Below are 14,352 nucleotides of genomic sequence, written 5' to 3' on the forward strand. Positions count from 1 at the left end.
GCGAGTTTCGTTAAGTCTAACCTTTTGCGACAGGGCAAGCCCACCCTTTTGCCCCAAGCACTTGTGGGCCGCGCTTGATCTTGGGCCGATCCCTGCTATCAGGGGCGCGGACCCATCCAACTGCTGCCCTGCGAAAGGACGTTTCATGGAAATCGAAGAGCTGCGCGCCGCCCATCCTGAGCATTGGAAACTTGCCTCCGCGATCCGCGCACTGGCGATGGATGCGGTACAGGCCGCAAATTCCGGTCACCCCGGCATGCCGATGGGCATGGCCGATGTCGCGACCGTTCTGTTCCAGAACCACCTGAAATTCGACGTGAAGAACCCGAAATGGGCTGACCGCGACCGCTTCATCCTGTCGGCCGGCCACGGCTCGATGCTGATCTACTCGCTGCTCTATCTCTGCGGCGACGAGCAGGTGACGCTCGACCAAATCAAGAACTTCCGCCAGTCGGGCGCTCTGACCGCCGGCCACCCCGAGAACTTCCTGCTCGACGCAGTGGAGACCACGACCGGCCCGCTCGGCCAGGGCCTCGCGACTTCGGTCGGCATGGCCATCGCCGAAGAGGCGCTGCGCGCGCAATGGGGCAAGAAGCTCGTCGATCACCGCACCTGGGTCATCGCAGGCGACGGCTGCCTGATGGAAGGCATCTCCCAGGAGGCCATCGGCCTTGCCGGGATGCAGGAACTGTCGAACCTGATCGTGCTGTGGGACAATAACGACATCACCATCGACGGCCGCGTGTCGATGTCCGATAAGACCGACCAGCGCAAGCGCTTCGAAGCGTCGGGCTGGACCGTGTTTGCCTGCGACGGCCACGATCCGGCCTCCATCGACGAGGCGCTGACCAAGGCGAAGAAAGCCAAGGGTCCGGTTCTTGTCGACTGCAAGACCATCATCGGCTTCGGCGCACCGACCAAGGCGGACAGCTACTCGGCCCACGGCTCGCCGCTGGGCGACGAGGAGATCGCGCGCACCAAGGCGATCTACGGCTGGGATCACGGCCCGTTCGAAATCCCCGCCGACGTGAAGTCGCAATGGGAGGCCATCGGCACCCGCGGCGCGGCTGAGCGCGGCGAATGGGACGAGCGCTTCGGCAAGCTCTCGGCCAACAAGCAGGCCGAGTTCACCCGCATCATGGAAGGCGGCGTCTCGAAGAAGCTGACCGGCGCGATCCGCAAGTTCAAGAAAGAGCAGGCCGAAGCCGCGCCGAAAGTCGCGACCCGCAAGGCGTCCGAGATGGTGCTGGGCGTGATCAACGCCGCCTGCCCCGAGACCATCGGCGGCTCGGCCGACCTCACCGGCTCGAACCTGACCAAGTCGAAGGACATGACGGTCTTCAACCCGGAGAACCGCAAGGGCCGCTACATCCATTACGGCATCCGCGAGCACGGCATGGCGGCTGCGATGAACGGCCAGTGGCTGCATGGTGGCGTGCGCCCCTATGGCGGCACGTTCTTCTGCTTCACCGACTACGCGCGCGGCGCGATGCGTCTCTCGGCGCTGATGAAAGTGCCGACGGTCTATGTCATGACCCATGACTCCATCGGTCTGGGCGAAGACGGCCCGACCCACCAGCCGGTCGAACATCTGGCAATCTGCCGCGCGACGCCCAACACGCTGACCTTCCGCCCCGCCGATGTCATCGAGACCGCCGAGGCGTGGGAAATCGCGATGAACCAGGAGGGCACGCCCTCGGTTCTGGCGCTGTCGCGTCAGGGTCTGCCGACGCTGCGCACCGAGTACAAGCCGCAGAACCTCACCGCGCGCGGCGCTTATGTTCTGGCCGAAGCCGACGGCAAGCGTCAGGTGATCCTGATGGCGACCGGCTCGGAAGTGGAAATCGCGATCAAAGCCCGCGAGCTGCTGCAGAAGGAAGCGATCGGCACCCGTGTCGTGTCGATGCCCTGCATGGAGCTGTTCGACGAGCAGGACGAGGCCTACCGCAAGCGCGTGCTGCCGCCGAACTCGGTCCGTGTGGCCGTCGAGGCCGCCGTGCGCCAGCCGTGGGACCGTTGGCTTCTGGGCGAGCGTGGCCGCGAGGCGAAAGCCGGCTTCGTGGGCATGGAGGGCTTCGGCGCTTCCGCCCCCGCAGGTGAGCTTTACGAGAAGTTCGGGATCACCCCCGAGGCCGTGGCCGAGAAGGTCAAGAGCCTCCTCTGATGGCTCTGCCCGGGTTGAAAGCGACTGCGAGGGGGCCCGGCGTGGCCCCCTCTTCACATCCCGAGGGCGATCGTCCCGGGATGGGGATCGCGCTGATGCTCGGCGCGTTCTCTATGCTGACTTTGATGGACGCTTTCGCGAAGCTTCTCGGGCAAGGCTATCACCCGCTCTTGATCGTCTGGGCGCGCTTCGCGGTGAATGCCGCCGTGCTCGCCTTCATCTATCGCGGCAGCCTGCCGCGCAGGCTCCGCAGCGCGCAGCCGAAGTTCCAGCTGGGCCGGGCGCTGTTCCAGATGGGCGCGATCGTGGCCTTCTTCTACGCGCTGAAACATGTGCCGCTGGCCACCGCCACCGCGCTTGGCGATCTCAACCCGGTGATCGTGACGCTGGGCGCGGCGCTGTTTCTGGGCGAGCGGCTGGGCCCGCACCGCATTTTCGGCATTCTGGCGGCCTTCATGGGCGCGATGATCATCCTGCGTCCGGGTTTCGGCGGGCTGCATCCGGCGGCGTTTCTGGCGCTGCTGGCCGCCTTCAGCTTCGCGGGCGCGGTGCTGCTGACGCGCCACCTGCGTGGCGATAGCGCGGCCACCTCGCAGCTTTGGTCCGCCTTTACCGGGCTTGCGCTTTCGTCGCTCGCCCTGCCCTTCATCTGGCAGCCGATCGCGCTGTCCGATCTCTGGGTTTTCCTCGGTCTCGGGCTTGCGGGCAGCCTGTCTCAGTTTCTGCTGATCCGCGCCTTCGCGCTGGCCGAAGCCTCGACGCTCGCACCCTTCGGTTACTCGGGGCTGCTGTTCGCGTCCTTCTGGGGCTGGCTGATGTTTGGGCAGTTTCCCGACGGGTTCACGATTGCCGGGGCGCTTGTGATCGTGGGGGCTGGCCTCTATGTCTGGTCGCGTGAGCGCCGTGCCGCGCGCCAAGCCAGAGCCTGACACTCGACACGATGAAGAACCGCGAACCCACCCTGTCCGACCGCGCCTCGAATGCCCTTTTCGTGGCGGTGATGCGGCTGGTCCAGCGCCTGCCCTACGAGCGGCGTATCCCCGCAGCGGGGCGGATGGTCGCGCGGCTCGCCCCGATCCTCGGCTTCACCCGCAAAATCCGCGAGAACCTACGTATCGCCTGCCCGGATCTGTCCGAAGACGAAATCAAGCGGCTGCAGCGCGAGATGCCCGACAATCTGGGCCGGATGCTGGCGGAGATTTATTCCGGCGAGGAATTCGTGGCCCGCGTGCACGATCTGCCGATCGAGGGCCCCGGCGCCGAGACGCTGGAGGCCGCCCATCGCGAGAGTCGCCCCGTCGTCCTCGCGGCAGGCCATTTCGGCAATTACGACGCGTGGCGCGCGGCGCTGGCCGGGCGCGGCTACCGGGTCGGCGCGATCTACCGCCCGATGAACAACCCGCTCTTCAACGAGCAATATGTCTCGACCATCTCGGCCATCGCAGAGCCGCTGTTCTCGCGCTCGCGCCGGGGGCTGGGCGACATGATGAAATTCCTGCGCGACGGCGGAATGGTCGCCTTCGGCTTCGACCAGCATTTCAACAAGGGCGCGGAACTGAGCTTCTTCGGCCTACCCGCGCGCACGCCGCTGTCGGCGGCGGAAATGGCGCTGAAGATGAAAGCCGATCTGGTGCCGATCTACGCGATCCGCCAGCCGGACGGGCTCAGTTTCAAGATCTATGCCGACAAGCCCGTCCCGCACAGCACCCCCGAGGCGATGACGCAGACGCTCAATGACGGGCTGGAGGAGATGATCCTCAAGCACATGGAGCAATGGCTCTGGATTCATCGCCGCTGGAAGGTGAAGCGCAAATAAGAAAGGCGCGCGAGTTTCCCCGCGCGCCCTTGCGTCATCTCGCAAAGGCTCAGTTGCCGCGCTGGATACGCTCCATCAGCGCGCCGGTCTCCTCGGCGGGCAGAGCCGCGCGCAGCGCGAACCAGATCACCACCAGCGACCACACCGCGACGAGGCCCATCCCGCTCCAGAAGTTCAGCACATTGAGCGCGTGTTCCGAGGTGCCGAGTCCGGTGATCACCCAAAGCCCGCCGAACCACAGCGCCAGCCAGCCGATATGCCCCCAGCCGAACTCGGAGGCGGATTTCTTCTGCACGACGTGGAAGACGACCGCATAGACCGCGAAACCCCCGAGCAGCATCCCGAACAGGATCGAGTCGGTGTAGAAACCCGTCCAGTAGATCACGAGGTTCGACGCGATGAAGGCCAGCGGCGCAAGGAACTCCGCCCCTTTCAAGCGGAAGGCGCGCTCGGCATCGGGTTGGCTGCGGCGCAGCACCATCAGGACGATCGGACCGAGGCCGTAGGTCAGAACCGTGATCGAGCTGATATAGCCCACCAGCAGCTGCCATGCCGGGAAGGGCAGCAGGAAGAACACGCCCACGGCCCACATCACCGCGACCGCCAGCCACGGCACGCCGTGACGGGTCGTGTGGGTCAGCGCGCTCGGCCCGCTCTCGGTGTCGCCCACCGCATAGAGGATACGCGAGCCGCCGGTGACGTAGATCAGCCCCGTCCCGCCGGGAGAGACATAGGCATCGACGTAAAGGAGCAGCGCCAGCCATCCCATGCCCAGCGTCGCCGCGAGACCGGCGAAGGGACCAGCAGAGCCTTTGAAGCTCAACGACGACCAGCCATTCGCCAGATCGCCCTGCGAGAGCGCCATGATGAAGGCCACCTGCAGCAGGATATAAACGATCGCGGCGAGAATGACCGACCCGATGACCGCCATCGGGATATTCCGGCCGGGGTTGGCGCTCTCACCGCCCAAGTCGATCGCGGTGCGGAAGCCAAGGAAGGAGAACACGATCCCCGCGGCGGGAATGGCGGTGAACATGCCCTGCGCCTTGTAGGTGCCCGGTGCCGCATGCCAGACGCCCCAATGGGACGAGGCCGCGATCAGCCCGACCACGGTGATCAGCGGCACGGCGATCTTCCACCACGTGACGGTGTTGTTCACCTTCAGCAGCGCCTTAATCGCGAGCAGGTTCAGCAGCGCCAGCACGCTTAGGAGCAGCGCGGAGGTGATGAAGCCCACCAGCGTCAGCGTGCCCGACCCGTCTCCGCGCAGGAAATAGGGCAAGTAGTTATTGGCATAAGTGACAATCCCCTCGGCCTCGACCGCGGGCACCGGCGCATAGCTGAGAAACAGCATCCAGCCCCAGAGCCGTCCCAGCGTCGCGCCGTGGCTCGCATGGCTCATATGGACGAGCGCGCCGGATTTGGAGAACATCGTGGAGAGCTCGGCAAAGCACAGCGCGATCAGCATGATGATCGCCGCCCCGATCACCCAGGACCAGACCGAGAGCGGCCCTGCGATTTTCGAGGCGTGATAGGCGCCGAACAACCAGCCCGAGCCGATCATGGAGGTGGTGGAGGCAAAGAGCAGCCCGATGACCCCGGCGTCACGCCGCAGTTTGCCTCCTCCGGCCATCGTTTCTGTTGATGCCATTGGTTAATCCCCTGTTTCTTATTAATCACAAGGGTTCAACTAGGGCGCGATTTCGCCAACCGGAGCGATTACACGTGCTTGTGGCGGAACGCGATCACGCGTGAAATCTGCAGTCGGACTTAGCGCAGGAATTTCTGGGCAAGCTTCGCCATGCGTCCGCTGCGATAGGGCGGCATCAGCATCGCAAGCGGCGCGAACCGGTTCTCGAGCACAGGCTTAAGATGGGTGAAAGCCTCGAAGCCCCAATGGCCATGCGCGGCCCCGACACCCGAATTCCCGATCCCGCCGAAGGGCAGGTTCTGGTGCAGATAATGGACCAGCGCGACATTGACGCCCACCGCGCCCGAACTGGTCGCGCGGCGCAGCCGGTCGATCAACCCGCGGTCACGCTCGAAGATGTAAAGGGCGAGCGGCTTCGGCCCGGCCTCGATCCGCGCCACCACATCGGCCGCATCGTCGAAGGGGATGACCGGCAGAACGGGGCCGAAAATCTCCTCCTGCTCGACGCGCATAGACGGGTCGGTGCCCATAAGAACGGTCGGCGCGATATAGCGGCTCTCGGCCTCGCTCGTGGCGCCGGTCAGGGCCTTTGCGCCAGCGGATTGCGCGCTCTCGATCATGCCCATCAGGCGGGCGAAATGATCCGGGTTGATGATCCGCGCGAGGTCACGCGAGGCCGCCTGCGCCTCTTCCGTCTTACCATACATCCGCGCGATCGCGGCTTTCAGCTCGGCCAGAAATGGGGCTTCGATCTGCTTGGCGACATAGACGTGATCGGGGGCGATGCAGGTCTGACCGGCATTCGCGAACTTGCCCCAGGCGATCATCCGCGCGGCCTTCTTAAGGTCGGCGCCGGGGCCGACGATGACCGGGGATTTCCCGCCCAGTTCCAGCGTCACCGACGTCAGATGCTTCGCCGCCGCCGCCATCACGATCTTGCCCACCCGCGGCGAGCCGGTGAAGAAGATATGATCGAAGGGCTGGTCGAGCAGTTCCTGACTGACCTCGACCCCGCCTTGCACCACGCGCACCAGATCGGCGGGCAGCGCCTCCTCCACGATCTGCGCGATCACGGCGGCGCTGGCCGGGGCCAGCTCAGACGGCTTTACGATGGCGGCACAGCCCGCCGCGATGGCCGAGACCAGCGGCCCGAGCGACAGCGCCAGCGGGTAATTCCACGGCGCGATGATCAGCGCGGTGCCCTTCGGCTCGGGCACGATCCGCGCGCGGGTGCCCAGCATCGCGCGGGTCGGGCGCACCCGGCGGACCTTCGTCCACGTCTTCAGATTGCGCAGCGCGTGCGAAATCTCGGCCTGAACGGGTAGGATCTCGGTCAGGCGGATCTCGGCCTCGGGCTTGGCGAAATCCTCGGCCAGCGCCGCGAGGATCTCCGCCTCGCAATCGTGGATCGCGCGCGAGAGCGCCTGCAGCGCCGCGCGCCGCTGCGCGGGATCGAAAGCCATGCGGCGCTGCGGATTGCCTGCGGCAAGGTCGACGAACGCCTGCGCCGGGGTCTTGAAACTGCGGTGATCCATCGGGGCTCCTTTGCCGCGCATCTCACCGCGCGGGAGGGGAAATGGCAAGCGGCAGCGCGGCTTAGCGCGCGCGACGCAGCGGCAAGGACAGCACGAAGAGCACGGTCGAGGCCGCCACGATCGACGGACCGGCAGGAGTGTCGAACTGCAACGACCCCCAGAGCCCCAGCAGCACCGAGGCGATCCCCACCCCGGTCGCGCCCGCCGCCATGCCCTCCGGCCCGCGCGCGAATTGCCGCGCCGTGGCCGCCGGGATGATCAGCAGCGCCGCGATCAGCAGCGCGCCGACAATCTTGATCGCCACGGCCACCGTCAGCGCAAGCGCGATGGTTAGCGCCATCTGCTCGCGCCGCGGATCGAGCCCCGAGGACATCGCCAGCTCGTCATTGATCGTTGCGGTCAGCAGCCCCTGCCAGCGCCATGCCAGCAGCGCCACGACCACAGCCGAGCCCCCCCAGACCACGGCCAGATCGCTGCGCGACACGGCGAGAATATCGCCGAACAGCCAGGCCGACAGATCGACCCGCAGCCCCGATTGCAGCGACGCCGCGACGAGGCCGAAAGCGAGCGCAGAATGGGCGAGCACGCCCAGAAGCGTGTCCATCGCATGGCCGCGCCCGGACAGCCGCGCCACCGTGAGCGCCATCGCCAGCGCCACGCCGAGCGTGCCCAGATAGACCGAGATGCCGAAGGCGAAGCTCAGCGCCACGCCGAGGATCGCCGCATGGGCGGTCGCATCGCCGAAATAGGCCATCCGCCGCCACACCACGAAAGAGCCCAAGGGGCCGGTCGCGAAGGTCAGGCCTATCCCGGCCAGCGCCGCACGGAAAAGAAAATCGTCAAACATGCGCCTGCCCGTGGGTTTGAGTGCTGTCTTGTGCCTCGTCATGGGCGTGGTCGTGATCGTGGCCGCAGGTCGCGTGATCCGCGTGTTCGCCATGATCATGGCTGTGCTGATAGAGCGCGAAAGCCCCTTGCGTGCCCATCCCGAACAGCGCGCGATATTCCGGTGCCTCGGCCACCACCTTCGGCGTGCCCTGACAGCAGACATGGCCGTTGAGGCAGATCACCCGATCCGAGGCCGACATCACGACGTGCAGATCGTGACTGACCATCAGCACCGCGCAGCCGGTTTCCTGACGGACCTCCTCGATCAGCTTGTAGAACCCCGCCGTGCCGGGCTGGTCGAGCCCCTGCGTCGGCTCGTCGAGGATCAGGATCTGCGGCTCGGACAGCAAGGCGCGCGCCAGAAGCACACGTTGAAACTGCCCGCCCGAAAGCCGCGAAATCTGCCGCCCGCCCAGATGCGGCACGCCGGTGCGCTCCAGGGCGGCCTCGGCCCGCGCGTTGGAAACGCGCTTGGGCAGCGACAGGAAGCGGCGCACCGTCAACGGCAGGCTCGCATCGACATGCAGCTTTTGCGGGACATAACCGATCCGCAGCCCCGCCTGACGGTTCACCTTGCCGCGCGCGGCGCGTTCCAGCCCGATCAGCGCGCGGATCAGCGTCGATTTGCCCGAGCCGTTGGGCCCGACGACGGTGACGATCTCGCCCGGGGAAATCGTGAAGTCGACGCCGTGAAGCACTTCGACCTCGCCATGACGCACGCTCAGGCCCTGCGCCGTGATCAACTCGCTCATTGCGCCTCCTCAGCGGCGCAGTTCGGGCACAGCCCCAGCGCCTCGACGGTCGCCCGCTCTACATGGAAATTCAGCCGCTCGGCCGCGCCCTGCAGCGCGCGGCGCACTTCTTCGGCCCCCTCTTCGGGCCCGGCCTCGGCGACCTCGCCACAGTTACGGCAGATCAGGAAGAGCGGCGCATGTTCCTCGCCCGGACTCATGCAGGCGGCGAAGGCATTCAAGCGGCGCACGCGATGCGCAAGACCGTGCTCGACAAGGAATTCCAGCGCGCGATAGGCCACGGGCGGCTGCTTGCCGAACCCATCCTCCGCGAGCCGGTCGAGCACCTCGTAGGCCCCCATAGCCCGATGTTCTTCCAGCAGAATTTCCAGCGCGCGCTTGCGCACCGGGGTCAGACGCGCGCCCTTTTCGGCGGCGACAGCCTCGGCGCGCGCCAGCGTCGTGCCGGCGCATCGGCTGTGGTCATGAGGCGTGAAAGCCTTGGCGGAAGAGGTCGAAGATCCCACGAGAGCGTTACCTTATCACATTTCTTCTTGACGAGTGATTTTATAACATACATGTTCCGCTCCTCAGATCAAGTTGGACAGGAGACATCCGATGCGCCCCACCCTTCCCGTTCTCGTGAGCGCGCTTGCCGCACTGCCCGCCCTCGCCCAAGCCGAGGTGCCCAGCGTCGTCACCGATGTGCCGCCGGTGCAGTCGCTCGTCGCGCAGGTGATGGGCGATCTGGGCAAGCCCGAAGTGCTGCTCGGTCAGAATTCGGACGCGCATCACTATCAGCTGAAGCCGAGCCAAGCGCGCGATCTGCAGGATGCCGATCTCGTCTTCTGGGTCGGCCCGCGCCTGACGCCGTGGCTGGAACGCGCGATCGAAGGCGTCGGCGTGAAGGGCCAATCGGTCGAGCTGCTTCACGCACCCGGAACGACGCAGCGTAGCTTCTCTGCGCAGGACCCGCATGACCACAGCGCCGATCTCGACGAGGATGAGGGTCACGCCGAGGCGGGGCACGACGATCACGCCGAGGTCGATCAGATGACCGATCCCCATGCGTGGCTCGACCCCGACAATGCGAAGCTCTGGCTCGGCCTGATCGCCGAAGACCTCTCCAAGGCCGATCCCGAACATGCCGACACCTACGCGGCCAATGCCGAAGCCGCGCAGGCCCGGATCGAGACGCTCGACGCCAAGCTCAAGGCCGAATTCGCCCCCGTCGCGGACAAGCCCTTCCTCGTCTATCACGCAGCTTACGGCTATCTGGCCGATCATTACGGGCTAACCATCATGGGTGCGCTCTCGCCCAGCGACGCTTCGACCCCCGGCGCGGCCCATCTGGTGAGCTTGCGCGACGAAGCCTCGGCGAAGGATGCCGTCTGCGCCTTCCCGGAAGCGAACCACGACCCGAAAATGGTCGAAATCCTCGTCGATGGCACGCCGGTGACGCTCGGCAAGCCGCTCGATCCGTCCGGCACCGCGCTGACCTATGGCCCCGGCCTGTACAACGACCTGATGCAGGGAATGGCGGACACGATCACCGCCTGCCTGTCGCAGGGTTGATCCCGCAAGACCGCCGTGCGATCTGATGCGCCATGGCTGATTGGATCGCACTCACGGAAGAATTCGGGCGCTGGCGCGCCGCCCATGTCTCGGACGGGGCGGTGAGCGACCGCAAATCCGGGCCCGCCGCGCGCCCGCTCTTGCCCGACGGGGCCGCTGCGATCGTGGCGGCCTCCGCTGCAGGCCCTGCCCCGCGCGCCCTGCCCTGCACGCCGCGCCCAGAAGGCGCGCTGCCGCTGACCGAAATCGGCGGGCAAAGCTATCCCGCCCTGCCCGGCCTGATCCAAGACAGCGACGGCACCGAGATCACCGCCCCCGAGGCGGCCCGGATCGCCGGCATCCTCGCCGGCCTCCCGCAATTCGACGGCGTGATCTGGATCTGCGGCGCAAGCGCGATCTGGGCGCATATCTCGGCGGGCGAAGTGGTCAGCGCGATGCGCGCAGGCTCCGCCGCGATGCTGGCCGCCCTTGGCGCACCGCTGGAGGCAGGCGACGGGTTCGACGCAGCCCTCGCCGATACGCTCTCGCGCCCCGAACGCCTCGCCCGCGAATTGGCGCCCCTCAGCCTCGGACGTCCCGCCCCGCGCGCCACTGGCGCCGTGCTCGGCGCGGAACTCGCCGCAGCGAAACCGTGGTGGCTCGGGCAAACCGTGCTGGCGCTGTCCTCCGCCTCCGCCCCCGGCTGGTCGGAAATTTGCGCCCGCGGCTTGCAAGCGCAGGGCGCGCAGGTCACTTTGGGCGACGGGGAGGCCGCGCTGATCGCGGGGCTGTCCGCCGCGCGCCGACCCGGCGCGTAACCGAGCGGCGAAAATAGGCGGCAGAGGATGGATGCATGAGTGAAACCGAACTGCCCGAAGCCTTCGCCGAACTCGCCCCCCGTTTCGGATTTTCCCGCCCCGCTGGCCGCTGCCTCGGCGCGATCTGGCGCGCGGCGCAAGCGCCCTCGGCCGACGATCTGGTAACGCAGCTTGGGCTGTCGCGCTCCAATGTCTCGACCGCTCTGAAGGAATTGCGCGATGCGGGTCTCGTGCAGGCCGCACGCTCGCCCGGCTCGCGCAAGGATTTCTTCGTGGCGCCCACCGAGCCGTGGGAACTGGCGCGCCTGATGCTGGCCGAGCGCGAGCGCCGCGTCATCGGCCCCGCGCGTGACCACCTGTCCGCACTGGAAGCCCGCAGCGCCGATCCGCGCGCGGCGGCCCTGTGCGAGCTGCTCGACGCGGCCTCGGGCTACATCCAGGCGCTGATCCGCCTCGACCCCGCCGAGCTTGCCCGTCACATCGACCCGGCGCGCGGCGGTGGCAAAGCGGAAAAGCCCGCGCCCAAGACCTCCAAGAAGAAAAAGAAAAAAGCCGCTCAGGGTTGAGTGCGGTTTTTTAGCCCGGCACCAAGAAGAAGATTATCGGGACTTAGGCACCGCGCTCGAATTCAAGTGAGGAATTGGCCCGATTTTATCGTCACCGACATCGAGAAACTGACAAATCTCGCGTGTATCTTTGCTTTTGCTTAGATCGACACAGAGAAAATCATTCGGTCGATGAAGAAAGTATCGAATGATTTCGTCATTCCGCTTCAAGTATTTTGAGATGCAGAAATCGCGATCATACAAGAGACTCCAATCCTCGCGGGGCTTTCCGTTCTCAACCACTGTCACAAATTGCTTATTCTGTTCGTAGAAATAATTGTTCCGTATACCCTTCCAAAAATCTGGGCCCGCTTCGTCGACAGACTTGAAACCAAATACTTTTTGATGGAATCGGGTTAGACTTTCGTACCACGCGTCAGCGTCCCGAACAGTTAATATGAACTTACTGTTCGGGAAGAGCGCATCTAGCGCAACGTAAAGAGAGTCTTGTGAAAAAGGTACATCTTGGAACGCATCGAAGTCTGAAACAAACCGCTTGAGAATATCGTATCGCCCTGATGAGAAAACGTGAGCCAGCAAGTTCTCCTGAAGGCCCTGATGCGGCATTCTCAACCCGAGTTCCTTGAGTATTCTCTCTAGCGACGTCGTTCCGGTTTTATTGAAACCGATACAGAATACTTTATCGGAATGTGATCTCTTGCGGAACTTCCCAGAGAAATATTCACGAAGCGCGGTCTCATCCTTTCCGATCAGACCCGAAGCATCTCTCGCGTACCTACGATACTGGAGCCAGCGCCGGATCTGTCTTCGTCCCATTACTCTGTAACCTCAGAACTTTGTCATTAGGCAGTCAGCCTCAATTACACCAACCGGCTCTGATCCCGCGCGGCCTTGATGAAGCCCGCGAACAGCGGATGCGGCGCGAAGGGCTTGGATTTCAGCTCGGGGTGGAACTGCACGCCGATGAACCACGGATGGTCCTTGTGCTCGACGATCTCGGGCAGGCGGCCATCGGGCGACATGCCCGAGAAGGTCATGCCGCATTTCTCCAGCGGCTCGCGATACTTGATGTCGACCTCGTAGCGGTGGCGGTGGCGCTCTTCGATATCGGTCGAGCCGTAGACCTCGGCGACCTTCGAGCCCTCTTTCAGCGCGGCCGAATAGGCACCCAGACGCATCGTGCCGCCCTTGTCGTCGGTCACCTTGCGCTCGACCCGGTGGTTGCCCTGCACCCATTCCTTGAGGTGATAGACGACCGGGGTGAAGCGTTTCTTGCCCGCCTCGTGGTCGAACTCTTCCGAGCCCGCATCGCTGACGCCCGCGAGGTTCCGCGCGGCCTCGATGACGGCCATCTGCATCCCCAGACAGATGCCCAGATAGGGCACGCCCTTTTCACGCGCGAATTGGGCCGCCCGGATCTTGCCTTCCGTGCCGCGCTCGCCGAAGCCGCCGGGCACGAGGATGGCGTGGTAGTTTTCCAGATAGGGCGCGGGGTCTTCGTTCTCGAAAATCTCCGCGTCGATCCATTCCGCCTTCACGCGCACGCGGTTCGCCATGCCGCCATGGGTCAGCGCCTCGGCGATCGACTTGTAGGCGTCCTCCAGCTGGACATATTTGCCCACGATCGCGACACGCACTTCGCCCTCGGCATGGTCGAGACGGTCCATCACGTCTTCCCAGCGGCTCAGTTCGGGCTTCGGCGCGGGCGAGATGCCGAACGCGTCCAGCACGGCCTGATCGAGGCCCATGCGGTGATACGCCAGCGGCGCCTCGTAGATCGACTTCAGATCATAGGCGGGGATCACCGCCTCGGGGCGCACGTTGCAGAACAGCGCGATCTTGCCGCGCTCTTTCTCCGGAATCGGCTGCTCCGAGCGGCAAACCAGCACGTCGGGCTGCAGGCCGATCGAGCGCAGTTCCTTCACCGAGTGCTGTGTCGGCTTGGTCTTCAGCTCACCCGACGCCGCCAGATAAGGCAGCAGCGTGAGGTGCATGAAGATACATTGGCCGCGCGGGCGGTCCTGGCTGAACTGGCGGATCGCTTCGAAGAAAGGCAGGCCTTCGATATCGCCGACCGTGCCGCCGATCTCGCAGAGCATGAAATCGACCTCGTCATCGCCGACATCGAGGAAGTCCTTGATCTCGTTGGTGACGTGCGGGATCACCTGAATCGTTTTGCCCAGATATTCGCCGCGGCGCTCCTTCTCGAGCACGTTGGTGTAGATGCGCCCGGAGGAAATCGAGTCGGTCTTGCGGGCCGAAACCCCGGTGAAGCGTTCGTAATGGCCGAGGTCGAGATCGGTTTCGGCCCCGTCATCGGTGACGAAGACCTCGCCATGCTCGAACGGGCTCATCGTGCCCGGATCGACGTTGAGATACGGGTCGAGCTTGCGCAGCCGAACCGAAAAGCCGCGTGCTTGCAGCAATGCCCCCAGGGCGGCGGATGCCAAACCCTTGCCGAGCGACGAGACAACGCCGCCGGTAATGAAGACATAACGTGCCATGAAGACCCCCGTGATCTGCGAAATTCGAATGGTTTCCCTGCCCCAAAGAGGGTCAGGATCACGGGATTTAATGCTTACACGATTCGCGGCCTGCCCGCAACCAGACCGCAAGCTATTGAGTTTGG

The 14,352-nt window shown here is 65.1% G+C and carries 13 protein-coding genes; 6 read left to right on the top strand and 7 right to left on the bottom strand.

The window, feature by feature from the left end; translation table 11 throughout:
• The first annotated feature begins 145 nt into the window (after positions 1-145).
• The 3 genes from tkt to BMI86_RS02945 are packed head-to-tail and all read left to right on the top strand — an operon-like array spanning position 146 to position 3,980.
• Positions 146-2,164 (top strand): transketolase, encoded by a 2,019-nt coding sequence (gene tkt, locus BMI86_RS02935; protein ID WP_078539682.1) that lies wholly within the window; start codon positions 146-148, stop codon positions 2,162-2,164.
• Between the two features lie 41 nt (positions 2,165-2,205).
• Positions 2,206-3,093, top strand: a complete 888-nt coding sequence (locus BMI86_RS02940; protein ID WP_158522073.1) for a DMT family transporter — start codon at positions 2,206-2,208, stop codon at positions 3,091-3,093.
• A gap of 11 nt (positions 3,094-3,104) precedes the next feature.
• Positions 3,105-3,980 carry a lysophospholipid acyltransferase family protein gene (locus BMI86_RS02945; RefSeq protein ID WP_078539684.1) on the top strand — a complete coding sequence of 292 codons (876 nt, stop codon included), beginning with the start codon at positions 3,105-3,107 and terminating at the stop codon, positions 3,978-3,980.
• Between the two features lie 49 nt (positions 3,981-4,029).
• Here the strand turns inward: BMI86_RS02945 and BMI86_RS02950 are convergent, their stop codons facing one another.
• The 5 genes from BMI86_RS02950 to BMI86_RS02970 all read right to left on the bottom strand — a co-directional run bounded on the left by BMI86_RS02950 (position 4,030) and on the right by BMI86_RS02970 (position 9,312).
• Positions 4,030-5,631: an APC family permease gene (locus tag BMI86_RS02950; RefSeq protein WP_078539685.1), complete on the bottom strand. Its 1,602-nt coding sequence runs from the start codon at positions 5,629-5,631 to the stop codon at positions 4,030-4,032.
• Between the two features lie 119 nt (positions 5,632-5,750).
• Positions 5,751-7,166 (bottom strand): aldehyde dehydrogenase family protein, encoded by a 1,416-nt coding sequence (locus BMI86_RS02955; protein ID WP_078539686.1) that lies wholly within the window; start codon positions 7,164-7,166, stop codon positions 5,751-5,753.
• Positions 7,167-7,227: 61 nt separating this feature from the next.
• Complete coding sequence (locus BMI86_RS02960; RefSeq protein WP_078539687.1) at positions 7,228-8,013, bottom strand: metal ABC transporter permease; 786 nt, start codon at positions 8,011-8,013, stop codon at positions 7,228-7,230.
• Positions 8,006-8,806, bottom strand: a complete 801-nt coding sequence (locus BMI86_RS02965; RefSeq protein ID WP_078539688.1) for a metal ABC transporter ATP-binding protein — start codon at positions 8,804-8,806, stop codon at positions 8,006-8,008. The genes BMI86_RS02960 and BMI86_RS02965 overlap by 8 nt, the downstream gene beginning before the upstream one ends.
• Entirely contained in the window at positions 8,803-9,312 is a 510-nt protein-coding gene (locus tag BMI86_RS02970) for a Fur family transcriptional regulator (protein WP_078539689.1), read from the bottom strand. Before BMI86_RS02970 ends, BMI86_RS02965 begins: the two co-directional genes overlap by 4 nt.
• Before the next feature lie 91 nt (positions 9,313-9,403).
• Between BMI86_RS02970 and BMI86_RS02975 the strand changes: the two genes are divergently transcribed.
• From BMI86_RS02975 to BMI86_RS02985, 3 genes are read left to right on the top strand one after another with little or no spacing between them, the layout of a single operon-like run.
• Entirely contained in the window at positions 9,404-10,360 is a 957-nt protein-coding gene (locus tag BMI86_RS02975) for a zinc ABC transporter substrate-binding protein (protein WP_078539690.1), read from the top strand.
• 32 nt (positions 10,361-10,392) lie between these two features.
• The gene (locus BMI86_RS02980) at positions 10,393-11,157 is read left to right on the top strand and encodes a 2-dehydro-3-deoxygalactonokinase (RefSeq protein ID WP_078539691.1); all 765 of its coding nucleotides are present in this window, start codon (positions 10,393-10,395) and stop codon (positions 11,155-11,157) included.
• 35 nt (positions 11,158-11,192) lie between these two features.
• Positions 11,193-11,723, top strand: coding sequence for a MarR family transcriptional regulator (locus BMI86_RS02985; protein ID WP_078539692.1), 531 nt, complete (start codon positions 11,193-11,195; stop codon positions 11,721-11,723).
• Positions 11,724-11,756: 33 nt separating this feature from the next.
• On the opposite strand, the gene BMI86_RS21165 is transcribed toward BMI86_RS02985, so the two are convergent.
• The gene (locus BMI86_RS21165) at positions 11,757-12,539 is read right to left on the bottom strand and encodes a sulfotransferase (RefSeq protein WP_168173770.1); all 783 of its coding nucleotides are present in this window, start codon (positions 12,537-12,539) and stop codon (positions 11,757-11,759) included.
• A 44-nt stretch (positions 12,540-12,583) separates the two neighbouring features.
• Positions 12,584-14,227 carry a CTP synthase gene (locus BMI86_RS02995; RefSeq protein WP_078519623.1) on the bottom strand — a complete coding sequence of 548 codons (1,644 nt, stop codon included), beginning with the start codon at positions 14,225-14,227 and terminating at the stop codon, positions 12,584-12,586.
• Positions 14,228-14,352 lie beyond the last annotated feature (125 nt).

Origin of the sequence: Thioclava sp. DLFJ5-1 (assembly GCF_002020115.1) — a bacterium.
GTDB classification, from domain to species: domain Bacteria; phylum Pseudomonadota; class Alphaproteobacteria; order Rhodobacterales; family Rhodobacteraceae; genus Thioclava; species Thioclava sediminum.